At 72.6% G+C, this 26989-nt stretch carries 21 protein-coding genes, 3 tRNA genes and 1 pseudogene; 16 read left to right on the forward strand and 9 right to left on the reverse strand.

The window, feature by feature from the left end:
- The first annotated feature begins 32 nt into the window (after positions 1-32).
- Positions 33-5270 (forward strand): DNRLRE domain-containing protein, encoded by a 5238-nt coding sequence (locus tag ACWEVS_RS14150; protein ID WP_452551758.1) that lies wholly within the window; start codon positions 33-35, stop codon positions 5268-5270.
- Between the two features lie 50 nt (positions 5271-5320).
- On the opposite strand, the gene ACWEVS_RS14155 is transcribed toward ACWEVS_RS14150, so the two are convergent.
- Together ACWEVS_RS14155 and ACWEVS_RS14160 are read right to left on the reverse strand one after the other, a co-directional pair.
- Entirely contained in the window at positions 5321-6310 is a 990-nt protein-coding gene (locus ACWEVS_RS14155; RefSeq protein WP_354912405.1) for a phosphotransferase enzyme family protein, read from the reverse strand.
- 34 nt (positions 6311-6344) lie between these two features.
- A complete protein-coding gene (locus ACWEVS_RS14160; RefSeq protein ID WP_449926101.1) occupies positions 6345-7514 on the reverse strand; it encodes an MFS transporter in 1170 nt (389 codons plus the stop codon).
- 23 nt (positions 7515-7537) lie between these two features.
- On the opposite strand from ACWEVS_RS14160, the gene ACWEVS_RS14165 reads away from it, so the two are divergent.
- The 3 genes from ACWEVS_RS14165 (at position 7538) to mihF (ending at position 9598) form a co-directional block, all read left to right on the forward strand.
- Positions 7538-8710, forward strand: coding sequence for an ROK family protein (locus ACWEVS_RS14165; protein ID WP_452551760.1), 1173 nt, complete (start codon positions 7538-7540; stop codon positions 8708-8710).
- A 54-nt stretch (positions 8711-8764) separates the two neighbouring features.
- Positions 8765-9187 carry a GlcG/HbpS family heme-binding protein gene (locus ACWEVS_RS14170; RefSeq protein WP_354912411.1) on the forward strand — a complete coding sequence of 141 codons (423 nt, stop codon included), beginning with the start codon at positions 8765-8767 and terminating at the stop codon, positions 9185-9187.
- Positions 9188-9289: 102 nt separating this feature from the next.
- Entirely contained in the window at positions 9290-9598 is a 309-nt protein-coding gene (gene mihF, locus ACWEVS_RS14175) for an integration host factor, actinobacterial type (RefSeq protein WP_354912413.1), read from the forward strand.
- 40 nt (positions 9599-9638) lie between these two features.
- On the opposite strand, the gene ACWEVS_RS14180 is transcribed toward mihF, so the two are convergent.
- Both ACWEVS_RS14180 and ACWEVS_RS14185 read right to left on the reverse strand, forming a co-directional pair.
- Positions 9639-10286 carry a response regulator gene (locus ACWEVS_RS14180; protein WP_452551763.1) on the reverse strand — a complete coding sequence of 216 codons (648 nt, stop codon included), beginning with the start codon at positions 10284-10286 and terminating at the stop codon, positions 9639-9641.
- Positions 10277-11524 carry a sensor histidine kinase gene (locus ACWEVS_RS14185; protein WP_449926094.1) on the reverse strand — a complete coding sequence of 416 codons (1248 nt, stop codon included), beginning with the start codon at positions 11522-11524 and terminating at the stop codon, positions 10277-10279. Before ACWEVS_RS14185 ends, ACWEVS_RS14180 begins: the two co-directional genes overlap by 10 nt.
- A 181-nt stretch (positions 11525-11705) precedes the next feature.
- Between ACWEVS_RS14185 and ACWEVS_RS14190 the strand changes: the two genes are divergently transcribed.
- The 3 genes from ACWEVS_RS14190 (at position 11706) to ACWEVS_RS14200 (ending at position 16774) form a co-directional block, all read left to right on the forward strand.
- On the forward strand, positions 11706-12947 hold the full coding sequence (locus ACWEVS_RS14190; RefSeq protein ID WP_452551765.1) for an acyltransferase family protein: 1242 nt from the start codon (positions 11706-11708) through the stop codon (positions 12945-12947).
- Positions 12948-13015: 68 nt separating this feature from the next.
- Positions 13016-15520, forward strand: coding sequence for a DEAD/DEAH box helicase (locus ACWEVS_RS14195; RefSeq protein ID WP_452551767.1), 2505 nt, complete (start codon positions 13016-13018; stop codon positions 15518-15520).
- Positions 15521-15589: 69 nt separating this feature from the next.
- On the forward strand, positions 15590-16774 hold the full coding sequence (locus ACWEVS_RS14200) for an ROK family transcriptional regulator (protein WP_452551768.1): 1185 nt from the start codon (positions 15590-15592) through the stop codon (positions 16772-16774).
- A 213-nt stretch (positions 16775-16987) separates the two neighbouring features.
- Here ACWEVS_RS14200 and ACWEVS_RS14205 read toward each other — a convergent pair whose 3' ends face one another.
- Positions 16988-17584, reverse strand: a complete 597-nt coding sequence (locus ACWEVS_RS14205) for a hypothetical protein (protein ID WP_452551770.1) — start codon at positions 17582-17584, stop codon at positions 16988-16990.
- Between the two features lie 48 nt (positions 17585-17632).
- Between ACWEVS_RS14205 and ACWEVS_RS14210 the strand changes: the two genes are divergently transcribed.
- Complete coding sequence (locus ACWEVS_RS14210; protein WP_449926082.1) at positions 17633-18127, forward strand: DUF2087 domain-containing protein; 495 nt, start codon at positions 17633-17635, stop codon at positions 18125-18127.
- 46 nt (positions 18128-18173) lie between these two features.
- On the opposite strand, the gene ACWEVS_RS14215 is transcribed toward ACWEVS_RS14210, so the two are convergent.
- The 3 genes from ACWEVS_RS14215 to dusB form a co-directional block, all read right to left on the reverse strand.
- Complete coding sequence (locus tag ACWEVS_RS14215) at positions 18174-19157, reverse strand: TAXI family TRAP transporter solute-binding subunit (protein WP_452551772.1); 984 nt, start codon at positions 19155-19157, stop codon at positions 18174-18176.
- Positions 19154-21040, reverse strand: coding sequence for a TRAP transporter permease (locus ACWEVS_RS14220; RefSeq protein WP_452416675.1), 1887 nt, complete (start codon positions 21038-21040; stop codon positions 19154-19156). The genes ACWEVS_RS14215 and ACWEVS_RS14220 overlap by 4 nt, the downstream gene beginning before the upstream one ends.
- A 67-nt stretch (positions 21041-21107) precedes the next feature.
- Complete coding sequence (gene dusB, locus ACWEVS_RS14225) at positions 21108-22217, reverse strand: tRNA dihydrouridine synthase DusB (protein ID WP_449926073.1); 1110 nt, start codon at positions 22215-22217, stop codon at positions 21108-21110.
- Between the two features lie 134 nt (positions 22218-22351).
- Here dusB and ACWEVS_RS14230 point away from each other — a divergent pair, with 134 nt between their 5' ends.
- From ACWEVS_RS14230 to ACWEVS_RS14260, 7 genes and pseudogenes are all read left to right on the forward strand, one after another.
- Positions 22352-23005 (forward strand): ACT domain-containing protein, encoded by a 654-nt coding sequence (locus tag ACWEVS_RS14230; protein WP_449926070.1) that lies wholly within the window; start codon positions 22352-22354, stop codon positions 23003-23005.
- A 56-nt stretch (positions 23006-23061) separates the two neighbouring features.
- Positions 23062-23133, forward strand: a tRNA-Gly gene (locus ACWEVS_RS14235).
- A 29-nt stretch (positions 23134-23162) separates the two neighbouring features.
- Positions 23163-23233 (forward strand) — tRNA-Cys (locus ACWEVS_RS14240).
- A 1-nt stretch (position 23234) separates the two neighbouring features.
- Positions 23235-23309 (forward strand) — tRNA-Val (locus ACWEVS_RS14245).
- 43 nt (positions 23310-23352) lie between these two features.
- Positions 23353-23520, forward strand: a complete 168-nt coding sequence (locus ACWEVS_RS14250; RefSeq protein WP_449926068.1) for a hypothetical protein — start codon at positions 23353-23355, stop codon at positions 23518-23520.
- Between the two features lie 34 nt (positions 23521-23554).
- Positions 23555-24958, forward strand: a complete 1404-nt coding sequence (locus tag ACWEVS_RS14255; RefSeq protein WP_452551774.1) for a dihydrolipoyl dehydrogenase family protein — start codon at positions 23555-23557, stop codon at positions 24956-24958.
- Positions 24959-24988: 30 nt separating this feature from the next.
- Positions 24989-25492 (forward strand): annotated as a pseudogene (locus tag ACWEVS_RS14260) (O-acetyl-ADP-ribose deacetylase); the annotation flags it as partial.
- Positions 25493-25806: 314 nt separating this feature from the next.
- Here the strand turns inward: ACWEVS_RS14260 and ACWEVS_RS14265 are convergent.
- Positions 25807-26055 carry a hypothetical protein gene (locus ACWEVS_RS14265; RefSeq protein ID WP_354912439.1) on the reverse strand — a complete coding sequence of 83 codons (249 nt, stop codon included), beginning with the start codon at positions 26053-26055 and terminating at the stop codon, positions 25807-25809.
- Positions 26056-26193: 138 nt separating this feature from the next.
- Between ACWEVS_RS14265 and ACWEVS_RS14270 the strand changes: the two genes are divergently transcribed.
- Positions 26194-26958: a VOC family protein gene (locus tag ACWEVS_RS14270; RefSeq protein ID WP_452551776.1), complete on the forward strand. Its 765-nt coding sequence runs from the start codon at positions 26194-26196 to the stop codon at positions 26956-26958.
- Positions 26959-26989: the final 31 nt, after the last annotated feature.

The raw sequence follows: 26989 nt of genomic DNA on the forward strand, positions 1-26989 counted from the left end.
GGCGTCGCCCTACGTCCGCTTCCGGAGCACCCATGCCTGCCATCACGCCGCGGGCGGTCGCCTGCGGTCTCGCGATGATCGTCCTCCCCCTGGTCCCTTCCGCTCCCTCCGCCGCCGCGGCGGCCGAACCGCCCGCGCCCGTGACCACCCCGCCCCACGCGTCCCCGGCGTCGTCCCCCGCATCCCCCGCCCCGGCCGCCACCACGACCGGGACAGCGACCGGGACAGCGACCGGGACAGCGGCCGGGACGGCGCCCGACGAGGCCTCCGCCCGGCTCACCGCGCGCCTGACCGGCCGGCGGGTGGAGATCGAGTCCGCCCGCACGGAGACCACCACCACCTACGCCAACCCCGACGGCTCGATGACCGTCGACAGCTTCGCCGGACCGATCAGGTTCCGCCGCGACGGAGCCTGGGCGCCCGTCGACATCAGGCTCGCCGCCGACGCCACCGGCCGCATCGCGGCCCGCGGCCACCGGCGCGGGCTCACGCTGGGCGTCGGCGGCGGCGACCTCATCACCGTGGGCGAGGGCGAGTCCAGAGTCACCATGCGGTGGAAGGGCGCGCTGCCCACGCCCCGGCTGCACGGCGAGAGCGCCACGTATCCGGAGGTGCTGCCGGGCGCCGACCTGGTCGTCAGCGCCACCAGGACGGGCGCCGAGCAGTTCCTGCTGCTCAAGCGGCGGCCCACCACCCCGCTGCGGTACACGCTGCGGCTCGGGGCGCCCGGCATGACGGCCCGCCAGGCGGGCGACGGCGGCGTCGAGCTGGTGGACCGCAAGGGCAAGGTCGCCGTCACCATCCCCGCCCCGGTCATGTGGGACGCGCGGGTGCACCCGGTCTCCGGCGACCACCTGAACCGGGCGCCGGTGGCCATGACGCTGTCGGGCCAGGACCTCGTCCTGACCCCCGACCCCGCCTTCCTCGACGACCCGGCCACGCGGTACCCGGTCACCGTCGACCCCTCGCTCAACCTGGGCCAGGTCTTCGACACCTTCGTCCAGGAGGGCTACGGCACCGACCAGTCCGGCGCGACCGAACTCAAGATCGGCGACAACGGCGGCGGCCAGGTGGCCAGGTCGTTCATCACCTGGAAGACGCCCGGCATCGCGGGCAAGAAGATCCTCTCGGCGTCGCTGAAGCTGTGGAACCACCACTCCTGGTCCTGCAACGCCAGGACGTGGGAGGTCTGGTCGGCCAACCGCGCCGCCACCTCCTCCCGCTGGCCGGGGCCCACCATGGTCGCCCGCTACGCCACCTCGACCGAGACCAAGGGCTGGGGCAGCGGCTGCGCCGACGGCTGGGTGAGCGCCAACGTCACCTCCCTGGTGCAGATGTGGGCGGACAAGGCGTGGACGGAGTCGGGGATGGGCCTGCGGGCCGCCGACGAGGCCGACGAGTACGCCTGGAAGCGCTTCAACTCGGGCAACGCCTCCTCGGGCGTGCCGTACATCTCGGTGACCTACAACTCCTACCCCGACACGCCCCTGTCGACGTGGGTCTCGCCCTACACCGACAACGCGGGCACGCGATGGACCAACACCCTGACGCCGCAGTTGCGCAACCACGTGCGCGACCCCGACCAGGGCAACGTGCGCGGCCTGTTCGACGTCTATGACGGCGCCACCCTGGTCGTCGACAACCTCTGGGGCGGCTACGTGGCCAGCAACGGCTTCTCCGCCGCCGGCGTGCCCGCCGGAAAGCTGGTCCACGGCAGGTCCTACACGATCCGCTCCTGGGCCAACGACGGCGCCCTGTCGTCCAAGGCGTACCAGAGCGCCACGTTCACCGTCGACACCGTCAAGCCGCCCGCTCCCCGGGTGACCTCGGCGGACTACCCCGCCGACGGCGGGTGGCACGGCGACGCCGGCAAGCCGGGCGCCTTCACCCTGACGCCCGCCGACGCCGACTCCGCCCAGCTCGCCTACCGGCTCGACGGCGGCGCCGTGACCTCGGTGCCGACCACGGGCGCGGCCGTCAGCGTGAAGGTGACGCCGCCGTCCACCGGGGCGCACACGCTCAGCGTCTACACCGTGGACAAGGCGGGCAACGCCTCCCCCACGACCGCCTACACCTTCAACGTGGGCGCCGGCACCGCCGTGGCGGTGCTCACCTCTCCGGAGGACGGCGGCCGGACGACGGGCAGGCTGGCGCTGGCGGTCTCGGGCACCGGCTTCACCCAGGCCACCTTCCAGTACCGCAGAGCCGAGGCGGACACCTGGTCCGACATCCCCGTCGCCCACGTCGTCGGCGCCGACGGCAAGCCGCTGACCGCCTGGCCGGTGGCCGCCCCCGGCCGCCTGTCCGGCCTGGTCTGGGACGTGGGAACGCAGCTCGGCGACGCCGCCGTCCAGGTCCGCGCGGTGGTCTTCGGCAACGCCGCGGCCAGCGAGCCGGTCACCGTCGTCTCCGACCGGTCCGCCTCGACGGCCGCCCGCGCGCAGGTCGGTCCCGGCGAGGTCAACCTGCTGACCGGCGCCTACCGGCTGCGCGCCGCCGAGGGCGGCCCGTTCGGTCTGACCGTCGCCAGGTCGTACGGCTCGCGAGGCGGGGGCGGCCCGCTCGCCCCCTTCGGCAAGGAATGGCCGCTGGCCATCGCCTCCCTGCGGGAGACCTCACCCACCTCGGTCGAAGTGATCAACGAGGAGGGCCGGCCGGTCCAGTTCACCAGGGCGGGCGACGTCTGGCGGCCCGAGCTCGGCGCCGAGGACCTCACGCTCACCGGCTCCTACACCCTCACCGACTCCCGGGGCCGCACGACCGTCTTCGCCAGGCACGGCACGCTGTTCCTGCCGGCCGAGCACGGCTACGAGACGGTGGGCGACCAGGTCAGGCCGACCTCGATCGCCCAGGCGGGACGCCGGCTCGACCTGGCCTACGGCACCGACGGCCGGGCCGCCACGCTCAGCTTCAACGGCGTGGTCATCGCCCGGTACGCCTACGACGCCGCGGGCCGGCTGGCCGAGGTGTGGGACCCGCGCATCAGCCCTCCCCTCAAGACCCTGTACGGCTACGACGCCGCCGGCCGCCTGACCTCGATCACCCCGCCCGGTGAGCTGCCCTGGACGCCGCGGTACGACGCCGACGGCCGCCTGCTGTCGGTCACCCGCGCCACGCTCAGGCCCGGCACCGCCGACCAGGTGGCCGGGCAGGCCACCACCACCGTCGTGTACGGCGTGCCGCTCGATCGGGCCGCGGGCGGCCCCGCCGACGTGACGGCCAAGCAGGTCACCGCCTGGGGCCAGAAGAAGGCGCCCACCACCGCCACCGCGCTGCTCCCGCCCGACCAGCCGCCCGGCTCGTGGACCAGGGCCACGGTCACCTACCTGGACGAGGCGGGCCGCGCCGTCAACACCCTGGCGCCGGGCGGGCGCCTCGGCGCGGCCGAGTACGACCGCTTCGGGCATCTGGTCCGCGCCCTCACCCCGGGCAACAGGGAGCTGTCGCAGCGGCCCGACACCGACTACCGCCTCGGCGAGCTGGGCATCTCCGGCTACACCCCCGCCGAGCGCGCCGAGCTGCTGTCCACCCGCGTCGGCTACGACCAGACCGGGCGCAGGAAGCTGGAGGAGCTCGACCCGGTCCACATCGTCAACCTCGAGGCCGAGATCAGCGAGGACCTGCCCGCCGGCTTCGCCATCGGGGCCAGGACGCACGCCGTGTTCACCTACGACGAGCAGCGGCCCGCCGACGCAGCCGCCAGGGACCTGCCCACCACGGTCAGGAAGGGAGCCAGGATCGTCGGCAGGGAGTCCATGCCGGACGCCGACGTGCGCACCACCGCCACCGGCTACGACTGGACCACCGCGCTGCCGGTGCGGACCGTCCTCGACCCCGGCGGCCTGGCCGTCACCAGGACCGTCGACCGGCCCGTGCCCTACACCGCGGGCGGCACCGGCGTGTGCGGCGGCCGTCCCGAATGGGCGGGGCTGGCCTGCAAGGACGGCGACAAGATCGTCACCTACACCGCGATGGGCGAGGTCGACACGATCACCGAGGGCGGCGCCGTCACCGTCATCGGGCGCGACGACGCCGGACGGCCCGTCACGATCGGATCGCGAGAGCTCGGCTACGACCCGGCCACCGGCAGGGTGGTCGAGCGCAGGCAGGCGGGCGCGAAGGTCGTCTCCGCCTACGACCGGCTCGGGCGCCTCCTCTCGCACACCGACGCCGACGGGGCCGTCACCCGCACCGAGTACGACGATCTCGGCCGCCCGGCCAAGGTCAGCGACTCGGCGCCGTCGACCACCGTCTACGCCTACGACCACGCCGTCGAGCCGCGTGGCCTGCTCACCTCGGTCACCGACTCGGTGGCCGGCGTCTTCACCGCCCGCTACGACGACGACGGCCGCGTGGTGGCCGGCGAGCTGCCCGGTGGCCTGCGGCTGGCGGCGGTGTACGACGAGATCGGCCAGCCGTTCGCCCGGGTCTACACCCGTGACGGCGTGGACGGCCCCGTGCTGATCGACCAGGCCGGCCTGTCCGTGCACGGGCAGCCGGTGCTCCAGCTACGCACCGACACGATGACCGACCGCACGCTCGGCTACGACAGGGCGGGCCGGCCGACCTCGGTGCAGGAGATCGCCTTCCCGGTGTGCTCGCTGCGCCGCTACGCCTACGACGGGCAGGGCAACCGCACCCGGATGGCGGTGCAGAGTTCCGAGGAGGAGTGCCCGCAGGCCGACGACGCGGCCGCCACGGTCACCGGCTACACCTACACCGACGGCCGGCTGACCGGCGACGGTTACGGCTACGACGGGCTCGGCCGGACGACGGCGCTGCCCGGCGGCAGGACCGTGGACTACGCCGACGACGGCGCCCCTTCGAAGGTGACGGCCGGCGACCAGGCCCTCGCCTGGGCGCGCGACCCCATGGGCAGGGTCAGGTCGGAGACGGCGGAGACGGGCGCGGTGACCGTGCACCACTACGGCTCCGACGGCGAGGCGCCGCGCTGGCTGACCGAGGGCGGGGCGATCGTGCGGACCGTCGCCGGGATCGGCGGCGAACTGGCGGCGCTGACCTCGGCGACCGGCGCGGTCCGCGTGCAGCTGACCACGCTGCACGGTGACGTCGGCACCGAGCTCGACCTCGATTCGGGGGCGGCGACGGTGCTGGGCTTCGACGAGTTCGGCGTGGCCACCCGGCCGCGCAGGTACGGCTGGCTCGGCGGCCGGTTCGTCTCCGGCGTTCCTGGCGGCCTGCTGCTGGTCGGCACCCGCCTGTACGACCCGGCGCTCGGCCGCTTCCTGCAGTCGCCCTACGTGGGGTGAGCCGCCTGGGCCCCGCGCGCCGGCAGCGGCGCGCGGGGCCCGCGGGCCGCTCAGGACGAGGTCAGGTAGCGCTCGGCCAGCTCGCAGGTCCCGCGCGTGTAGCCGGCGCCGAGCTCTCGGGCGAGGTCCACGCCCTGGTGCGACCCGATCCACGCCACCAGCAGGAGCCTTCTGAACAGGATGAACGTCCAGATCTCCCGCTCGTCCGCCGCGTCGAACGGCTCCTCGCCGCGGTAGCCGTCCAGCCACGAGTCGATCAGCTCGGGCACCACCGGCTCGTGCTCGATGAAGCTGAGGGCGGCGGCCAGGTCGTAGACGTGCCAGCCGAACCCGCAGTCGTCGAAGTCGATCACGCTGGGTTCGGGGCCGCCGTCGTCGAGCAGGTTGGCCAGGCGCATGTCGGCGTGGATCAGCCCGAACCGCTCGGGCGGCTGCCCGTAGCGGCCGACACGCTCGCGCAGCCGATGCTCCAGCCGCCGCAGCAGGGCGCGGGCCTCGCCGTCGACGCCGACGCCGTCCTGCCATCGTCCCCACCTGGCGTGGGCGCCGAAGGCGGCCTCCCAGTCCCACGCGAACCTGGTGAAGCCGTCGGGCCGCCGCCACCGTACGGCGTGCCGATGCATGCGCGCGGTCACCGCGCCGAGCTGCTTGAACCCGTCGACCAGGCGTTCCTGCCGCGGCTCGGTGCCCGGCAGGAACGCGAACATCACGGCGTTCCTGCCGCCCACCTGGACCACCCGCGCGCCGTCGGCCGACTCGATCACGCCCGGCGTGCGCACGCCCTCCTCCCGTCTGAGCGCCTCCAGCCAGGCCAGCTCGGAGCCGATCGCCTGCGCCGAGTGGTAGCCGAGCCGGTGCACCCGCAGGATCGACCGCGCTCCTGTGTCGGGGTCGTCCACGCGGAACGTGGCGTTCTCCGAGACGTTGATCAGCGTCACCGTGCTGGCGGGCGAGACCCGGTAGCGGGTCAGCGCCGCCCGCGCCACCTCGCCGACGCGGTCGAGGACGCCGTCTCCGGCGGACAGATCATGTAGCTCCACCCGAGCATTGTCCCGGCAGCGCGGGAGCGGGCGATCAGCGGCCCGCGGGGACCGGCTCGGGAACCGTGGTGATCGCCCGGATCGCGGGGGTGCCGGCCAGGCCGACCACCGCGGCCAGCACGGCGGGGATGACCAGCGCGACGGGCAGCGACGAGTGTTCCGTGACGAATCCGAGGACGGCGGGCCCGACCAGCAGCCCCGAGTACCCGAACGCCGTCACCAGCGACAGCGCCCGGCCGACCGCCCCGCCGGCCGCGCCCACGGCGCTGAAGACGACGGGCACCACGGTGGCCAGGCCGATGCCCGCCAGCGCCCACCCGGCCCACGCGCCGGCGACGGTGGGCACGAACAGGACCAGCAGGTATCCGGCCGTGGCGAAGGCGCCGGCGAGCTGGATCGTGCGGACCGGTCCCAGCCTGGCCCTGATCGGGTCGCCGAGCAGCCGCACCGACGTCATCGCCACGGAGAACACCGTGTACGCCAGCGGCGCGGCGGCGGGGTCGGTGCCCAGCACCCACACCGCGTGCAGGGCCGCCCAGTCGATGGCCGCGCCCTCGCTGAGGTGCCCGGCGAAGGCGACCAGGCCGAGCAGGGCGACCAGGCCCCACCGCATGGCTCCCATGCCGCCGCCCGGCTGCGCCGACGAGGCCGCCGGCCGTCCTGGCAGCAGGAGGCGGGCGGCGGGCAGGTACAGGAACGGCACGACGACGGCGGCGCCGACCAGCAGCGCCTGGCCGTCCACGCCCAGCTTGAGCCCGAGCGCGGTGAGCGCGCCGCCGGTCGCACCACCCAGGCTCCACGTGCCGTGGAAGGCCGAGATGATCGGCCGGCCGTAGGCCTGCTCGACCTCGACGGAGTGGACGTTCATCGCCACCTCGATCGCGCCGAGGCCCAGGCCGAAGACGACGGCCGTGACGGTCAGCACCGCGTAGGAGGGCGCCAGCGCGGGGCCGAGCAGCACCGCGGCCGACACCGGACCGGCGATCCAGCACACCGTCCTGCTGGTCCACCGGTCCACGATCCGGCCGGCCAGCAGCATCGACACCAGGGCGCCGAGCGACACGAGCAGCAGCGTGTAGCCGATCCGCTCGGGCCCGAGGGCCAGCCGCTGGTTCAGGGCCGGCAGGCCGGCCGCCCACATGCCCATGACGAGCCCGCAGAGGAAGAAGAAGCCGAAAACACCGATCCGCGCTCTTTTGTTCACGGCTAGAGCATAAACTGACTTCCATGGATGTGGGAGACCTGCGCGTGCACAATCGCCTGCGGCTGCTGCGCGCGGTGCACGACTGCGCGGCCGGCCGTACGAGGTCCCAGCTCACCCGCGACCTGGCCCTGGCGCGCGGCACCGCGTCGGTGCTGGTGGCCGGGCTGGTCGAGGACGAGCTGCTCCAGGAGGCGCCGCCGCGCGAGCACGCGAGGGGGCGGCCGACCCAGGTGCCGGGCCCGCACCCCGACGGGCCGCTCGCCCTGGCCGCCGACCTGCGGGAGGACACCTGGACGATCGCGGCGGGCGAGCTCGGCGGCGGCTCGCGCGTGCTGGCCACGCGCGGCCACGACGGCACGCCCGGCGACGCCCTGCCGTCCCTCGGGGCGGCATTGCGCGAACGGCTCGGGCGGCTAGGGCCCCGGGTGGTGGGCGTCGGCCTGTCGGCGGCGGGCCCCGTGCGCGCGGACGGGATGCTGGACATCTCCCACCTCGGCTGGGTCGACGTCGACGTGGCCCAGGCGCTCGCGCTCGGCGACGTGCCCCTGCTGGTGGGCAACGACGCCAGGCTGGCGGGCCTGGCCGAGGCCCGCCGCGGCCACCTGCGGGGCGTGGACGTGGGCCTGCACATCCACGTCGACTTCGACCCCGGCGGCGCCCTGCTCGTCGAGGGCCGCCCCCTGACCGGAGCGGGCGGTACGGCCGGCGAGTTCGGCCACATGCCGCTGGCCGGCGGCGACGAGCCGTGCCCGTGCGGCGCCCGGGGCTGCCTCAGCCTCGCGGTGGGCCGCAACGCGCTGCTCCGGCACCTCGGCCTGAAGGCGGGTCGCGGCAGGGGCAGGGACCAGGCCGAAGGCATCGTCGCGGCCGCCGCGGCCGGCGATCCCGCGGCCATGGCGGCGATCGAGGCGAACGCCGCGGCGCTCGGCAGGGGCATCGGCGCGCTCGTCAACGCCCTCGACCCCGGGACGGTCACGGTGTCGGGCATCGGCGTCGCGCTGGTCGGCGAGCGGTTGCGGCGCTCCTGTGACGAGGCGCTCATGGAACTGCGCCGCCGCCGGCCGCCGGCGATCCTGCCCTCCGCCCTGGCCGACACGGGCCCGCTCGTCGGGGCGATGGAGTCGGTTTTCGACGCCTTCCTGACCCCCGACGGCCTCGAAATCTGGCACGCGACACGCCCGAAACGGGAAATGTGACAGAAACCACGATGATCTTGCAATCGTGACGCGGCGGACGATACCCATGAGTCCATGAAATTTCGGGACACAGTGGGGTTGGAGATCGCGTTACGGATGTGCGAGGCGGCGATCAGGCAGGCCCGCCGCGAGGGCGCGCTCGTCTCCGTAGCGGTGGTCGACGCGGGCGGACATCTGGTGAGCTTCCAGCGCATGGAAGGCGCCGAGATCGCCGGTCCCGTCCTGGCTCCCGGTAAGGCCTACACCTCGGTGGCCAACCGGATGGCGACCGCCGACCTGGCCCCGCTCACCGTCCCGGGAGGCGAGCTGTACGGCCTCGCGGGCGACCGTTTCGTCTGCTTCGGAGGTGGCATCCCCTTGTGGGCGGACTACGGTGAAGGAGAGCGCGTGGTCGGCGGCGTGGGGGTCAGCGGGGGCACCGTCGCGCAGGACGTGGCGTGCGCCGAGGCGGCCGCTTCGGTCTGGCGCACCGGCTGAGCGGCGGCTTTCCGCAACACGAACCGCTGGCATCCGCCATGATTAGCCGCGACACCACGGGTAACACAATCCCGAAGCATTACTCCCCGAGGAGAGATCGAGATGGCACTTCCCACTCTTACCCCCGAGCAGCGCAAGGCGGCGCTGGAGAAGGCCGCTGAGGCCCGTGCCGCTCGCACCGCTCTGCTCGCGAAGGTCAAGGCCGGTGAGCTGACCTTCGCCGACCTGCTGGAGCGTGACGACGACATCGCCAAGAAGATCAAGGTCTCGCAGGCGCTGCGCGCCGTCAAGGGCGTCGGGCCGGCCAAGGCCAACGCGCTCATGGAGGAGGCCGGCGTCGACGAGAAGCGCCGTCTCGGTGGCCTGGGCGCCCAGCAGCGCAAGAAGCTGGTGGACGCGCTCGGGGCCTGAGTCCCCTCGCGGCCGGTCCTGACGGGACCGGCCGCGCGCCTCAGCCGCGCAGGTACGCCAGCACGGCCAGCACCCTGCGATGCTGGTCGCCGTCGTCGGCGTAGAGCCCGAGCTTGGCGAAGATGCTCCTGATGTGCTTCTCCACCGCCCCGTCACTGATCACCAGGTGCCTGCCGATGGCCGGGTTGGACCTGCCCTCCGCCATCAGGGCCAGCACCTCCCGCTCCCGCGGTGTCAGCTGGGCCAGCGGATCGTCCCTGCGCCTGCGCACCATCAGCTGGGCCACCACCTGGGGGTCGAAGACCGTGCCGCCCGAGGCCACGCGCCGCAGCCCCTCCATGAACTCGTCGACGTCGACGACCCTGTCCTTCAGCAGGTAGCCGACCGCGCCGCGGGCGTCGGCCAGCAGGTCGTCGGCATAGGAGACCTCGACGTACTGCGACAGGATCAGCACGGGCGCCCCCGGCACCCGTCCGCGGGCCCGCACCGCCGCGCGCAGCCCCTCGTCGGTGAACGACGGCGGCATCCGCACGTCGACCACCGACACGTCCGGCTTGTGGATGGCCACGGCCTCGACCAGCGCGTCTCCGTCGCCGACCGCCGCCACCACCTCGCAGCCGAACTCCTCCAGCAGCCTGATCAGGCCCTCCCTGATCAGGACCGCGTCATCGGCCACGACTACCCGCACGGCACCTCCGCGATGATCACTGTCGGCCCGCCCACGGGCGAGCTCACGACCAGCTCGCCGTCGACCGCGCGCAGCCGGTCGGCCAGCCCGGCCAGACCGTGTCCCTTGGCGACGTGTGCGCCGCCCACCCCATCATCGCCGATCGTCAGCATCAGCGTGTTCCCCACCCTGCTGAGTTGCACCGAACAGGTGGTGGCGCGGCTGTGCTTGGCGATGTTCGTCAGCGACTCGGCGACGACGTAGTAGACCGTGTTCTCCACTGCCGCGACGTAGCGCTCGGCGACCTGCACGTCCAGGTCGACGGGCACCGTGCACCTGCCCGCCAGGGCGGCCAGCGCGGGCGCCAGGCCCCGGTCGGCCAGGATCGGCGGCGCGATGCCGCGCGAGAGGGCGCGCAGCTCGTCCAGCGTCTCGCGGGTGGCGGTGATGGCCCCGTCGAGCGTCGCGTGGGCGGCCTGCGGGTCTTTCTTCAGCTGGCGCTGCGCCCTGGACAGGTCCATCGCCAGCGACACCAGGCGCTGCTGCGGGCCGTCGTGGATGTCGCGCTCCAGCCGGCGCAGCGCGTCGGCCTCGGCCGAGACCGCCGCGGCCCGGCCCTCCGCCAGGTCGTCGATGCGCTCCTGCAGCTCGGCGACACTCGTCAGCAGCGCCCTGCCGAGCCCCGCGCGCAGCAGCGCCGCGCCCCTGACCACGAACGGCAGGACCAGGGCGCCCGCCAGGCCGATCGCGACGTAGAAGGCCGTGTTGACCAGGTAGCCGTCGCCCAGGCCGAGCAGTTCGGGAAGCTCCATGTTCCCGGGGATGCGGGAGGTGATCCAGCCGTAGACCGGATAGGACAGCCCCAGGATCGGGACCGCCCAGAACACCACCGTCACCACGAACGTGGCGATCGCGATCGGGAAGTTGACGATGCCGTGCAGCAGGTCCAGCCATGACTGGCCCGCGGTCAGCGGGTTCACCAGGCGGCGGAAACGGCCCGCGCCCTCCGGCGGCTGCCGGTAGCGGGGCCTGATGGCGGGACGGTGGAGTACGTCGGACAGCCAGCCGCGCTCCACGTCGGCGAACCCCCTGGCCACCATCAGGGTGCCGCACAGGACGGGCACCCCGACCCACACCACCACGGTACCGAGACCCAGCGCGAATCCGGAGACGAGCAGGAGGAAGGCGATGATCGCCGTGGGGAAGCCGACCAGCAGGTAGCGCGTGTCCAGCAGGACACGTCTCATCAGGGAGCGCATGACACCACGCTACGAGCCCGGCGGACCCGTTCTCGCCCCTGCGGGCAGGCGTCCGGGGGTAGGGCCAGCCCTACCACCCGCGGTGGTGAGATCTTGACCACAAGACGGCGGGCTGCGGGACTGTGCTCGGCGGCCCCGGACGGAAGCCTTGAACCACCACCTTCCGAATCGAGGCCTCCCCATGACCGTCCTGCTCGAACGCCCCGCCGTACGCGCCCCTGCCAGGGACTCCTTCATCGACGTGCTGCGGCTCGCGGGCATGGCCCTGGTGGTGCTCCAGCACTGGACGATCCCCGTCCTGGGCTACGACGGTGTCCGCCTGACCACGGGGAACGCGCTGTCGGCCCCCGGCGTGTGGGTGGTCACCTGGATCAGCCAGGTCATGCCGCTGGTGTTCTTCGCGGGCGGCGCGGCCAACGCCATCAGCTTCCGCCGTGCACCCGGCACCGCGCCCGCGTGGCTGGCCGTACGGCTGCGCCGGCTGGCCTGGCCGGTGCTGCCGCTGGCGGCGGTCTGGATCCCGCTCCCGCACGTGCTGGCCACGTTCGGGGTGCCCGCGCAGCCGCTGGAGGTGGGCTCGCGGCTGACCGGGCAGCTGCTGTGGTTCCTGGTCGTCTACCTGATCGCGGTCGCCGCGACGCCGCTGATGCTCAGGCTGCACGACCGGTACGGCTGGCGGGTGCCGGCCGTCCTGGTCGCCGGCGCGGTGGCCACCGACCTGGTCAGGTTCACCTCCGGTGTCGACCTGGTCGGCTACCTCAACATCGGCTTCGTGTGGCTGGCCGTCCACCAGCTCGGCTTCTGCTACACCGACGGCAGGCTGGGCCGTCCCGGCCTGCTGGCCGTGGCGGGGTACGGCGCCGCGGCGCTGCTGGTGGGCTTCGGCCCCTACCCCGGCAGCATGATCGGGCTGCCCGGCGCCGGGATGTCGAACATGGCGCCGCCCACGCTGGCCGTCCTGGCCGTCGGCGTCGGGCAGATCGGCCTGGCCACGCTGCTGCGGCCGTGGATCACGCGGCTGCGCACCGAGCGGCTGGTGGCCTGGGCGGGGCCCAGGATGATGACCGTCTACCTGTGGCACATGCCCGCGCTGTTCGCGGTGAGCGGCGTGGTGGTGGTCGGGCTCGGCGTCGGCACCCCCGAGCCTGGCGGACTCGGCTGGCTGGCGGGGTGGCCGGTGTGGTTCGGCGCGCTCTGCCTGGTCATCTGGCCGCTGCTGCGGATGTTCGCCAGGTTCGAGGAGCCGCCGGCGCTGCCGTACGGGATCGCCACGTGGCGCAGCTCGCTGGCCGCCGCGGCGCTGGTCGGCGGCGGGCTGCTGGGGCTGACCGCCTTCGGTTTCGCGCCGGGCGCGGTCCCCGTGGTCTCGACGCTCGCCATCGCGGGCGGCCTGCTCCTGACCGCTCCCCGCGCTCGCCTGTGATTCCTCACCGCCTCCGTACGCGGTCCTGACGGCCGCTCGTTAACCAGTTCGGCCCTGTCCTTGGCAAGATGGAGAGGGTGAGCCTCATTGACCGCCTCCCCGAAGAGATCGACGCCGATCCCGATGCCATCTTCGACGCGTTCGTCACGTGGAACTCCGAACGGGGGCTCACCCTCTATCCGGCGCAGGAAGAGGCGCTGATCGAGGTCGTCTCGGGAAACAACCTGATCCTCGCCACCCCGACCGGGTCCGGCAAGAGCCTGGTCGCGGCGGGAGCCCACTTCGCCGCCCTGACCCGCGACCAGCGCACGTTCTACACCGCGCCGATCAAGGCGCTGGTCTCGGAGAAGTTCTTCGACCTGGTGGCGTTGTTCGGCACCGAGAACGTCGGCATGATGACCGGCGACGCCAGCGTCAACCCCGGCGCGCCGATCATCTGCTGCACCGCCGAGATCCTGGCCAACGTGGCCCTGCGCGACGGCGCCGCCGCCGACATCGGCCAGGTCGTCATGGACGAGTTCCACTTCTACGCCGAGCCCGACCGCGGCTGGGCGTGGCAGGTGCCGTTGCTGGAGCTGCCGCACGTGCAGTTCGTACTGATGTCGGCCACGCTCGGCGACGTCAGCATGTTCATGGAGGACCTCACCCGGCGCACCGGCAGGGAGACCTCGGTCGTCAAGCACGCCGAGCGGCCCGTCCCGCTGGTCTACTCCTACCGGATGACCCCGCTGCACGAGACTCTCGAGGAGATGCTCAGCACGGGCCAGGCGCCCGTCTACGTGGTCCACTTCACCCAGGCCGCCGCGATGGAGCGCGCCCAGTCCCTGATGTCCATCAACATGGCGACGAAGGCCGAGAAGGAGGCCATCGCCGCCCTGATCGGCAACTTCCGGTTCACCACCCGGTTCGGGCGGGCCCTGTCCCGCCTGGTACGGCACGGCATCGGCGTCCACCACGCCGGCATGCTGCCCAAGTACCGGCGCCTGGTGGAGCGGCTGGCCCAGGCCGGCCTGCTGAAGGTCATCTGCGGCACCGACACGCTCGGCGTCGGCGTCAACGTCCCCATCAGGACCGTGCTGTTCACCGCCCTGTCGAAGTACGACGGCAACAGGGTGCGCCGGCTGCGCGCCCGCGAGTTCCACCAGATCGCCGGGCGCGCGGGCCGCGCCGGCTTCGACACGATCGGCTACGTCGCCTGCCAGGCCCCCGAGCACGACATCGAGAACGCCAAGGCACTGGCCAAGATCGGCGACGACCCCAAGCGGCGCCGCGGCTACGCCCGCAAGAAGCCGCCGGAGGGGTTCGTCGGCTGGAGCGAGGAGACGTTCGAGAAGCTGCAGACGGCCGAGCCCGAGCCGCTGGCCTCCCGCTTCAAGGTCAGCAACGCCATGCTGCTCGCCGTCATCAACCGGCCAGGCGACTGCTTCGCGGCCATGAAGCACCTGCTGACCGACAACCACGAGGACCGCAAGTGGCAGCGGCGGCACATCAGCCAGGCCATCGCGATCTACCGCTCGCTGCTGGCCGGCGGCGTGGTGGAGAAGCTGCGCGAGCCCGACGAGCAGGGCAGGATGGCGCGCCTCACCATCGACCTGCAGGAGGACTTCGCCCTCAACCAGGCGCTGTCCACCTTCGCGCTGGCCGCCTTCGACCTGCTCGACCTCGAGTCGCCCAGCTACGCGCTCGACATGGTTTCGATCGTCGAGTCCATCCTCGATGACCCGCGCCAGGTGCTGTCGGCGCAGCTGAAGAAGGCCCGCGGCGAGGCCGTGGCGCAGATGAAGGCCGACGGCGTCGAGTACGAAGAGCGCATGGAACAGCTGCAGGAGATCATGTATCCGATGCCGCTGGAGACGCTGCTGCTCGGCGCCTACGAGACCTACCGGCGCGGCCACCCCTGGGTCGCCGACTACACCGTCAGCCCCAAGGCCGTCGTGCGCGACATGTACGAGCGCGCGATGACCTTCACCGAGTACATCCAGTTCTACGAGCTGTCCCGGTCGGAAGGCGCGGTGCTGCGCTACCTCGCCGACGCCTACCGGACGCTGAGCCGTACGATCCCCGAGCATCTCAAGACCGACGACCTCGTCGACCTCATCGAATGGCTCGGCGAGCTGGTTCGCCAGGTCGACTCCTCGCTGATCGACGAGTGGGAGAAGCTCAGCAACCCCGAGGCGGCGCTGGAGCAGGAACAGGAGCTGGAGCGCACGGTCAGGCCCGTCACCGGCAACCCGCGCGCGTTCCGCGTCCTGGTCAGGAACGCGATGTTCCGGCTGGTCGAGCTGTGCTCGCTGGAGAAGGAGCACGAGCTCGAGGAACTGGCTCCCGACGTCGACTGGGGCGCGGCGCTCGACGCCTACTACGACGAGCACGAGGAGATCTTCACCGACGCCGACGCCCGCGGACCCGGCCTGCTGCGCATCTCGGAGGAGAAGGAGCTCTGGAAGGTGCGCCAGGTCATCAAGGATCCGGCGGGCGACGGCGACTGGGGCATCGACGCGCAGGTCGACCTGGCCGCCTCCGACGAGGAAGGCCGCGCCGTCCTCCACGTCCTCGGTCTGAACCGCCTGTGACCGGGGCTCCCAGGCGGGGCTGAGGTCCGCCACGGGGAAAGGACCATCATGACGTCGGGGAGCCCGCGCGTGCTGCGGACACTCAACGAGCGCGCCGCCCTCGAGCTCCTGCTCGGCGACGGACCGCTCACCAGGGGCGAGCTCGAGTCCAGGACCGGGCTGTCGAAGGCGGCCGCCGCCGAGGTGCTGCGCCGCCTGGAGAGCGCGGGCCTGGTGCGCAAGGGCGGGCGCAAGTCGGGAAGCGTGGGCCCCGCCGCCCAGATGTGGGCGCTGGACGGCTCCGCCGGACACGTGGCGGGCGTCGACGTCACCTCCTCCCGGCTCGACGTGGCGGTGGCCGACCTCGCGGGCCGGCCGATCGCCGAGCACAGGATCGCCACGACCGGAGAGCGCGACCCCGTCACCACGCTCGCCGGGGCGCTGCACGCGGCGGCGGGCAAGGCGGGGCTGGCGGCGGCCGCCCTCGACCAGATCGTGGTGGGCATGCCGGGCATCGTCGACAGCGGCGCCGGCGACCGCCTCGACACGGTGAGCGGGCTGCCCCACCGGCGGCGGGTGCACGACCTCGCGCCGCTGCGCGAACTGCTCGGCAATCCCCGCATCCGCATGGAGAACGACGTCAACCTGGTCGCCCTCGAGGAGCAGGCGGCCGGCGCCGCCCGGGGAGCCGACACCTTCGCGCTGCTCTGGCTCGGCCAGGGGCTCGGCTCGGGCATCGTCCTGAACGGCAGGCTCTGGCGCGGCGCGTCCGGCCGGGGCGGCGAGGTGGGGTCCATCCTGACGCCCGACGGCCGCCCCCTCGGCTCGCTGCTGGGCGCCGACGCGGTCAACGACCTCGTCCGCGCCTGGGGCGCCGCCCGCGCGCCGGGCGCCCCGGAAGAGACGCGCGCCGCCGTCCGGATGCCGGGTGGCGCCTCGGAGTCCTGGGATGCCACCGAGGCCGCGGCCCGCGCGCTCGCGAGCGGGCACCCCGCGCTTCTCGACGAGGTGGCCGCCCGCCTGGCCGTCGCCGTCAGCGGGCTCGTCGCGGTCCTCGACCCAGGTCTCGTGGTGCTCGGCGGGCCGCTCCTGCGGGCGGGAGGCCAGGCGCTCCACCAGCGCGTCGCCGACCGAGTCGCCGATGTCGAGGCGCGCACCGTGCTGCTGCCCAGCGTCGTCGGCGGCAACGCGGTCCGGGCGGGCGCCGTCGAGTTCGCCCTGTCCCTCGCCAGGGAGCGTGTGTTCCACGCGGGCACGGCGGGCCGCCACCGCTGACCAGAACGGCCGGCGTCACCGGCGGACACCCAGGTTTCCCGGCGGGCGCGTCATCACCGCCCAGAGCCGGCCGCGATCGGCGTACGAGCCCGCGGAAACGATGAACGTGTGCCGGAACGGACTGGCAATGGACGCCCCGGCACACGTTTCTCCACCAAGCCTCCCGTCACGACGCCGCGATCGTGTCATGATCCTGTCTCAAGCTCGTGACATTCAGCACGACGCGATCGTGCAGATCTTCCCCAGCATCTTCGTGGCGTCCTTCGTCTGGGCCGCGAAATCCGCGGCGGCGGGCTTGCCCCACTCCCCCGCCTGCGAGTACAGCACCAGGGCGGTGCCCTTGCGGGCGACGATCGCGCGCTCGCCGCCGATGGCGGCCTTGCGGCCCATGTAGACCTGCCCGGTCACGGCCAGGCCCTCGTCGCCCAGCGTGACGGCCTTCACCGAGTACCTGTAGTCCGACTGACCGCTCTTGGCCGACGCGCAGGTCCGCACCGCCGACCTGAGATCCGCCAGCGCCTGCGTGGCCTGCTCCTTGGTCGAGTAGAGGATCACCTGCTCGGACTTCTGGAAGTCGGGGACCGCCGTGTAGATGATCGTCCGAGCGGCGACGCGGCCCGCCGAGGCGAGCGCGGCCTTGTCGCACGGGTTCACGGTCAGCTTGGCCGTGGTGCGCCTGCTGACGGCCCAGTTCGTCTCGGGGTCGTTGTCCTTCGCGGTCGCCGCCTTGTCCCAGAGCAGGAAGCCAGGGGGGACGGTGGGGGCGGAGGCGGTCAACGCGAGGGCGCCGGCGAGCAGGAAGTTGGTCATCACGGTGGATCAGACGCTTGAGGTGATCCAATGGTTCAAAATGGCTGCATGAACGACGAAGACATCCGGCGAGTCCTCGGGCTCCTCCACCAGGACGCGACGTTGCGCGCCTTCGCCGCGCTGGTGCTGGGCGAGCGGCCGGAGGCCGACGAGGACGTCCTCGTCCGGCTCGAGCGCGGCGGCCTGGCCGTACGGCATGCGGACGGGAGCTGGGCGGCGCGCCCCGAGCGGTTCCGCGAGCTGCTGAAGGCGGCGGCCCCGCCACCGCGGGCCATGACCCAGGAGGAGCGGGTCCTGCAGGCGTTCCTGGTGGACGGCCGGCTGAGGGAGATCCCGGCGAAGGCGGACAAGCGCCTGGTGGTCCTGCGCCACATCGTGAGGGTGTTCGAGCCGGGCGTCCGCTACACCGAGAAGGACGTCAACGTGGCGTTGCGGGCCTTCCACCACGACTTCTCGGCGCTGCGGCGCTACCTGGTCGATCACGACCTGCTGAGCAGGGACGCCAACGTCTACTGGCGCAGCGGCGGCCCCGTCGAGGTGTGACGCCGCGGCCGCGCGCCCGGTCTTCTGGATCTGTGAAAGATCTCGGCTAGGAGCCGAAGTACTTCTTGGCCCCGTCGTGCAGCATGACGGGCTCGGTCCGCACCGCCGTCTCCTTGTTGATCTCCGTGGCCGCCTTCGAGACCGCCACCAGGTCGGCGTGGTGGTCGAAGATCAGCTTCGTGATGCTCCCGGCCAGCGCGGGGTCCATCTTCTCGTTGACGACCAGCAGGTTGGGCACCACCACCGTGGCGACGTCGGCCGGCGCCTGGTAGACGTCCTTGCCGATGCTGCCCGCCGTGTAGACCTGCCCGTGCTCGGCCTGCAGCTTGGGCAGCACGTCGGCGAGCGGCACGAAGACCGCCTCGTCCTTCATGGTGGTCGTCAGGTCGGTGATGCCGGGGGTAGGCAGCCCGCCCGACCAGATCAGCGCGTCGAGCCCGCCGGACTTCAGCGCGTCGACGCTCTCGGGCAGGCCGAGCGCCTGGCGGGTGACGTCCTTGTCGGGGTCGAGGCCGGCCGCCTTGAGCAGCCGCAGCGAGATCACCTCGGTGCCGGAGTTGGGCGAGCCGGTGGAGACCCGCTTGCCCTTGAGGTCGGCGATGCTCTTGACACCGGACCCGGCGCTCGCCACGACCTGCGTGTAGTTGTTGTACAGGCGGGCCAGGGCCCTGATCGGCTGGGGCGCGGAGAAGGCGCCCTTGCCCTGCACCGCGTCGGCCGCGGAGTCGGCGAGGGTGAAGCCGAGGTCGGAGTCGCCCCTGGCCACGCGCTGGATGTTCTCCACCGACGCGCCGGTCGCCTCGGCCGTGGCCTCGTAGCCGGGCAGGTTCTTGGTGATGAGGTCGGCCAGGCCGCCCCCCATGATGTAGTAGACGCCGGTGGTGTTGCCGGTCGCGATCGACAGCCGTTTCCCGCCGCCGCCTCCCGTCGGCTGTTCTGCTCGTTCGGCGCTCCTGTCGCCTCCGCAGCCGGCCAGGGCCACCACCCCGGCCATGCAGGCCGCCATGAACGCCGCGGACAACAACCTCATGTGCGTCTCCTCACTAGGTGTACGGCGAGCGCCAGCAGAGCAAGACCTGAGCCGATCGCGATCGGCACCGGGGACAGCACCAGGAGCAGCAGCGCCGCCGCCCCGCACAGGACCCGCTCGGCGGGACCCGCCGGCCCGCCCGTGGCCACCGCGAGCGCCACGACCGCCAGCGCCGACGCGGCGAACGTCCAGGCGATCTGCCAGGGGGTCCCCTGCCCCAGCAGGGCGCCTCCCGCCGGGGTCAGCACGAACGCGAACGGCACGAGGAAGGCGGGCAGGGAGTACTTCCACGTGGCGAGCATGGTGCGGTAGGCGTTGCCGCCGGTCAGGGCGGAGGCGGCGAAGGCCGACAGCGCGGTCGGCGGGCTCACCTCCGACAGCACCGCGTAATAGAAGATGAACATGTACGCCTCGGGGAAGCTCACCCCGAGCTTGGTCAGCGCGGGCCCGATGATGACGGCGGCGATCACGAACGACGCCGTCACGGGCACGGCCAGGCCGAGCAGCAGCACCGCCACCGCGCACAGCACGGCGGTGGCGACCAGGTTGCCGCCCGACAGCCCGACGATGAGCGAGCTGACCTTCAGCCCGAGCCCGGTCAGCGTGACGACCGCGACGATCGTGCCGGCCGCCGCGCAGGTGGCCGCCACCGGCAGCACGCCCTTGACGCCCGCGGCCAGCGCCTCGGCGGCCCTGCGCGGCGTGAGCCGGTGCTCGGGGTCGAGGAACGACAGCGCGAAGGCCAGCAGCGTCGCGTAGACGACCGCGCGGAAGGGCGACTGGCCGGCCGCCATCAGGATGATGATCACGAAGAGCGAGCTGAAGTGGTAGCCGAACCGCTTGATCAGGTGTCCTGCCCTGGGGGCGTCGACGGCGACCGCGTGCGTGCCGTACTTCCTGGCGTCCATCTCGATCGCCAGGAAGATGCCCAGGTAGTAGAGCACCGTCGGGATGGTGGCGTAGAGCAGCACCTGCAGGTAGCTGACCCTGAGGTACTCGGCGATGATGAACGCCGCGGCGCCCAGCGTGGGCGGCGACAGGATCGCGCCGATGCCGGAGGCGGCCAGCACGCCGCCGGCCTGCTCTCGCGGATACCCGGCGCGCCTGAGGACCGGCCAGGCCACGCTGCCGACGCTGACGGTGGTGGCCACGCCCGAGCCGCTGACCGTGCCGAGCAGGAAGCCCGCCATGGCCACCGTACGGCCGGGCGCCGAGCGTGACCGGCGGAAGGCGGCCAGCGAGACGTCGACGAAGAACTTGCCGGCGCCGGAGTGGTCGAGGACCGCGCCGTAGATCGTGAACAGGATGATGTAGGTGGCCGCCACGTCGAGCGGGACGCCGTAGATGCCCTCGGTGCCCATCGTGAAGGCGACGACGATCCGGTCGACGTCGTAGCCGCGGTGGCCGATCGCCCAGCCGATCGGGATCCAGCCGCCCCAGTAGGCGTAGGCGATGAAGACCAGGCAGACGGCCGGCAGGATCCAGCCGACGGTCCTGCGCGCCGCCTCGAGCACCAGCGCGGTGATCGCCAGGCCCGTGACGACGTCGAGCGTGGTCGGGTCGAAGGCGCGCCTGATGAACTCGTCGAAGGTCACCAGCGGGTAGAGGCAGGCCACCAGCGACAGGCCCGCCAGGGTCCAGTCGAGGAGCGAGGGGCGTTCCTTGTCGCGGCCGTAGCAGATGAACACCAGCGGCAGCACGACCGCCAGGAACCCGATCCGGTACGGCTGGAGCGCGCCGGGGAAGAAGGTCCACCACAGCACGTAGAGCGCCAGCCCGAGCGAGACGATCGTCACCAGGGCCGCGGGGCGCTCGCTGAGCCGGCGGACGGGCCGCTCGGCGTCGTAGGCGGCGATCAGGTCCTCGGTGGAAGAGGCGCTCACGCTGGGCACGTTACCCAGGTGCACCGACAGATAGTCAAGGGATCATGTGGTGCCGGTCAAGAGCCGGTCAGCCACCCGAGACGTCCGACTCCGCCTCTTCGGGGACGACGCTGTCGTAGGGGTCGTCGAGCCAGCCGTCGGGCAGGTGCACCCGGTCGCGCTCGCCCGACTTGCCGCGCGGGGTGTCGGTGTTGGGCGGCCACGGCTGGTCGCGGTCGAGCTTGGCCAGGCCCGCCCTGAGCCCGTCGAGCGACTCGGCGGTGGCCAGCTCGCGCCGCAGGTCGGCGCCGACGGAGAAGCCCTTGAGGTACCAGCCGACGTGCTTGCGGAAGTCGGCGACGGCGTAGCGCTCGACGTCGAAGCACGCGGTGAGCCCCTCGGCGTGCCTGGCCATGGTGTCGGCGACCTCGCCGAGGGTCGGCCTGGCCCGCTCCGCGCCGCCGTTGAAGGCGTTGTCCAGGTCCTTGAACAGCCAGGGCCGCCCGAGGCAGCCGCGCCCCACGACCACGCCGTCGCAGCCGGTCTCGGCCACCATGCGCAGGGCGTCGTCGGCGCTCCAGATGTCGCCGTTGCCGAGGACGGGGATCTCGGTGACGGCCTCCTTCAGCCGCCTGATCGCGCTCCAGTCGGCGACGCCGCCGTAGTGCTGCCTGGCCGTACGGCCGTGCAGGGCGATGGCGGCCACGCCCTCCTCGACCGCGATCCGGCCTGCGTCGAGGTAGGTGAGGTGGTCGTCGTCGATGCCCTTGCGCATCTTCATCGTCACGGGGAGGGCGCCCGCGTTGCTCACCGCGGCGCGCAGGATCCGCCGCAGCAGGTTCCTCTTGTACGGCAGCGCCGACCCGCCGCCCCTGCGGGTGACCTTGGGCACGGGACAGCCGAAGTTGAGGTCGATGTGGTCGGCCAGGTCCTCCTCGGCGATCATCTTCGCCGCCCTGCCGACGATCTCGGGGTCGACGCCGTAGAGCTGGATGCTCCTGGGCCGCTCCGTGTCGGCGAACCTGATCATCCGCAGGGTCTTGGCGTTGCGCTCGACCAGGGCCCTGGTGGTGATCATCTCGCACACGAACAACCCGGCGCCCTGCTCGCGGCAGAGCACCCTGAAGGGCGCGTTGGTGATGCCCGCCATGGGCGCGAGCACCACCGGTGGCCACACCTCGAGGGGCCCGATCTTCATGGCGGAACGCCGCCCTCGCTTCCTGTGACTGCTTCGGCTTGCGGTTCGTTAAGTTCTAGCGCACCAGCGGCCGTGAGCGTTATTCGCGGATAGGGTGTGACCTGGGATCGATCTGCGACCTCGGGAGGCCATGGATGCTTCTGCGACTGCGCGTCGCGTTGCCCGACCGGCCCGGCGCCCTTGGCCGGATCACCCACGTCCTCGGTACGGCGGGAGCCGACATCACCCAGGTCACCGTACTTGAGCGGGGCGCGGGCAGGGCGCTCGACGACCTCACGGTCTTCTGTCCCGACGGCGTCTCGAAGGAGGCCCTGGCCAAGAGCCTGGCCGGGGTGCCGGGCGTCACGGTGGAAGGCTTCTGGACCACGCGCGAGGCCCCCGGCACCTATCCCGAGCTGGAGATCCTCAAGTACATCGCCACCGCGGGCGACAGGGGGCTGTCCACGCTGATCGACTCGATGCCGGTGCTGTTCAGCGCCGACTGGGCGGCGGCGGCCACCGACGGCGATCCGCGCACCCCCGTCTACTCCAGCTGGCGCGCCCCGCGGGAGGTGCCCATGCTCGACCTCACCCCGCCGCGGCCGCTGGCCGCCAGCCTGGAGTCTGGTCTGCACGTCATCGCCGCTCCGCTGCCCCCGCTGGCGCTCGTGCTGATGCTGGCGCGTTCGGAGGGTCCCGCCTTCCATCGCATCGAGGTCCACCGGCTGACCAGGATCCTGGAGATCTTCCTGAGCCTGCCGTCGACGGAGCGGAGTGTCGCCAGGCAGCTACGCAGGAGCGATGGATGACGCATGTGCTCGGAAACTCCGCTAGAGTTTCCTTGTCGCCGCGAACGAGCGGCAACGCGGAAGTGGCTCAGTGGTAGAGCATCACCTTGCCAAGGTGAGGGTCGCGGGTTCGAATCCCGTCTTCCGCTCGGAGAGGCCATAGCTGAAGGCCTCCCTCGGTGGAGTGGCCGAGAGGCGAGGCAGCGGCCTGCAAAGCCGTCCACACGGGTTCAAATCCCGTCTCCACCTCGGACGATTAGCTCAGCGGGAGAGCGCTTCCCTGACACGGAAGAGGTCACTGGTTCAATCCCAGTATCGTCCACCACTACCCCAGGCCCTCGGGCCTGGGGTTTCGTGTTTCTCCGGCCATGACCGCACGGTCCGATCTTGTCCGGAGATCGTGCGCCCGCGACGACGAGCGGGTGACCGCGGAGGCCTTCTCCCGCGACCCGTGCCCCGTCTGCGCCGAGGCCCGCAGGCGGCGGGGGCCGACCTTCCTGCCACCGCTCCCCGAGGCGGTTCGCCTGACCTGGTGACGGTCTTCGGTCCCGCAGGCCGTACCGTCGGAACATGACGATGCAGAGCACCGACGTGGACGTGGTCGTGATCGGCGCGGGTCCCGCAGGAGAGAACGTGGCAGGGCGGGTGGTGCGCGGCGGCCTGTCCTGCGCCGTGGTCGAGGATCACCTCACCGGAGGCGAGTGCTCCTTCTACGCGTGCGTTCCCAGCAAGGCGCTGCTGCGGCCGATGGAGCTGGCGGCCGAGGTGGCCATGGTCCCCGGCCTGACGCTGGACGGGCCCATCGACGTGGCGGCGGTGCTCAACTCCAGGGACAAGGCGGTCGGCAACCTCGACGACAGCGGCCAGGCGGAGTGGGTCACCTCGCTGCCCGCGACGCTCCTGCGCGGCAGGGGGCGCCTGGCGGGCGAGCGTCTGGTGGAGGTGACGGGCAAGGACGGCACGGTCACCACCCTCCGCGCCCGGCACGCGGTGGTGCTGGCCACCGGCAGCGTCCCCGTCGTCCCGCCGGTGCCGGGGCTGGCCGAGGCCAGGCCGTGGTTCAGCAGGGACGCCACCACGGTCCGCGACGTGCCCGGTCGCCTGATCGTCCTCGGCGGCGGGGTGGTGGCCTGCGAGATGGCGCAGGCGCTGCACTCCCTGGGCGCCGCCGAGACGACGGTGCTGGTGCGCGGCGGCGGCCTGCTCGGGCGGATGGAGCCGTACGCCGGGCGGATGCTGGTCGACGCGATGCGCGAGGCGGGGATCGACGTACGGCTCGGCGCCAAGGTGACCCGCGTCGAGCGGGACGGCGACGGCGGCCCCGTCACCGTCCACCTGGAGGGCGGCGACAACGTGGTGGCCGACGAGCTGCTGGTGGCCACCGGCCGCCGGCCCGCCACCGACGGGGTCGGGCTCGATCTGAACGGCCCCGTCGAGGTGGACGACAGCATGCGGGTACCCGGATCGGACTGGCTGTACGCGGTGGGCGACGTCAACGGCCGCAACCTGCTCACCCACATGGCCAAGTACCAGGCCAGGGTGTGCGGCGACGTCATCGCCGCCCGCGCCGACGGCAGGCCCGACGACGCCCCCTCGCTGCGCGACAGCGCCGACGGCAAGGGCGCCCCCCAGGTGGTGTTCACCCACCCGCAGGTCTGCTCGGTCGGCCGTACCGAGCGGGCGGCCCGCGACGAGGGCTTCGACGTGCGCGTGGTCGAGTACGACATGGGCAGCGTCGCGGGCGCGTCGCTGCTCGGCGAGGGATACACCGGGCGGGTCAAGGCGGTCGTCGACGAGCGGCGCAGGGTGCTGCTGGGCGTCACGTTCGTGGGGCCCGCCGTGGCCGAGATGCTGCACGCCGCCACGGTCGCGGTCACAGCCGAGGTGCCGCTCGAGACGCTGTGGCACGCCGTACCGGCGTTTCCGACGGTCAGCGAGGTGTGGCTGCGGCTGCTGGAGGAGTACGGGCTCTGACAGCCGCGCATCCGGGGGTAGGACCTTCACATGAGGCTCACGCTGGTTCAGGGTGACATCACCGAGCAGCAGGTCGACGCCGTCGTCAACGCCGCCAACTCCTCTCTCATGGGCGGCGGCGGGGTGGACGGCGCCATCCACCGGCGCGGCGGTCCGGCGATCCTGGAGGAGTGCCGCGAACTGCGCGCCTCTCGGTACGGCCGCGGCCTGCCGACCGGCCAGGCCGCCGCCACCACGGCGGGCCGGCTCCCGGCCCGCTGGGTGATCCACACGGTCGGCCCCGTCCACTCCGCCGAGCAGGACCGCGCCGCGCTGCTGGCCTCCTGTTACCGCGAGTCGCTGAAGGTCGCCGACTCGCTGGGCGCGGCCAGCGTGGCCTTCCCCGCCGTCTCCGCCGGCATCTACGGCTGGCCGCTCGACGACGCCGCCCGCATCGCCGTGTGTGCCGTCACCGCCGCGCACACCGACGTGGAGGACGTGCGGTTCGTGCTGTTCGGGCCCGACGCCTACGCCGCCTTCGAGCAGGCGGCGGCCGGCGCCGGGCCGACCGACGACGAGATCATGGCCGTGCTGGCGGCGCAGGCGGGCGACCACTGGCGCGCGGCGTTCGAGACCGGCGACGTGGGCGTGCTCCACGAGCTCGGCGCGGCCGTGGACCTCGACTGGCCGCTCTGGCGGCGCATCACGACCGTCGACGTGGCCGAGGCCCACGTCAGCGACGCCGTACGGCTGGCCGCCTCGATCGCCGGCGACGCCCGGTCCGGCGGACCCGCGGCCGACCCGGACGCGCTGCGGGCGGTCCTCGACCGGCTGCGCCGCTGGTACGAGAACGAGTGGTGACCCCGCCCCTACGAGCCCAGGTCGCGGACCACGTTGTCGAGCCGGTGCGCGAGCGTCTCCAGCTGCTGCTCGGTGGCGTGCTCACCGGCGACGAACTCCCTCAGGTCGGCACGCCTGGCGATGACCAGTCCGCGGTGCGCCTCGTCGATCTGGTCACCCGGCATCACCACGCAGTCGCCCCGCACGTACACCAGGGTCGCGTCGGGGTCGCCTGACTCCAGCAGCTTCCGAACGCATTCGGTGTCGATGAGCGGCATCGTCGGCCTCCCCGCTCGCTGGGACATGACGGCGATCAGCTACCCGGTTTCGGAGGGAAAACGCGCCCCCGCACGCGCGACCCGCTGCGCCCGTCGGCGTTCCCGGTTTTCGCCGGTGGCGGGTGTCAAGCTGGCTGCATGCTGACCACCCAGTTCCTTCCAGGCGCGCCCGACTGGATCGACCTCGGCGTTCCCGACGTCGAGGCGGCCGCCGCCTTCTACCGTGGCGTCTTCGGCTGGGCCTTCCAGTCGGCGGGGCCCGACGCCGGCGGTTACGGCTTCTTCCAGCAGGACGGCAGGACCGTCGCGGCTCTCGGGCCGCTCATGGAAGAGGGGGCCACCGCGGCGTGGACCACCTACTTCGCCACCCCCGACGCCGACGCGACGGCCAAGCTGGTCATGCAGCACGGCGGCCGTGTCCGCGCCGAGCCGTTCGACGTCTTCACCGCGGGGCGCATGGCGCACTTCACCGATCCGGCCGGCGCCCGCTTCGCCGTCTGGCAGGGCGGCGACACCAAGGGCCTCGACCTCGTCACCGAACAGGGCTCGCTGGCCTGGGCCGAGCTCCACGTGTCCGATCCCGCCGCCGTCCAGCCGTTCTACCAGGCCGTCTTCGGATGGAGGGTCGAGACGGTGCCGATGGGCCCCATGGACTACATCGTGATCTCGACCGCCGAGGGCGACGACGCGAGTTTCGGCGGCCTCGCGCCGCTCGGGGAGGGTGACGCGCCGCACTGGCTGCCCTACTTCGAGGTCGCCGACTGCGACGCCACGCTCGCCCGCGCGCAGGAGCTCGGCGCCACCGTCGTCATGCCGGCGGAGTCGATGGAGGGAGTGGGCCGTTTCGCGGCCGTCGACGACCCGTTCGGCGCACGCTGCGCGATCATCACCAGCTCCTCCTGAGCACGGCCGCCGGCGCCAGGTGACAGCTCAC

Source organism: Nonomuraea sp. NPDC003754 (genome assembly GCF_053605785.1).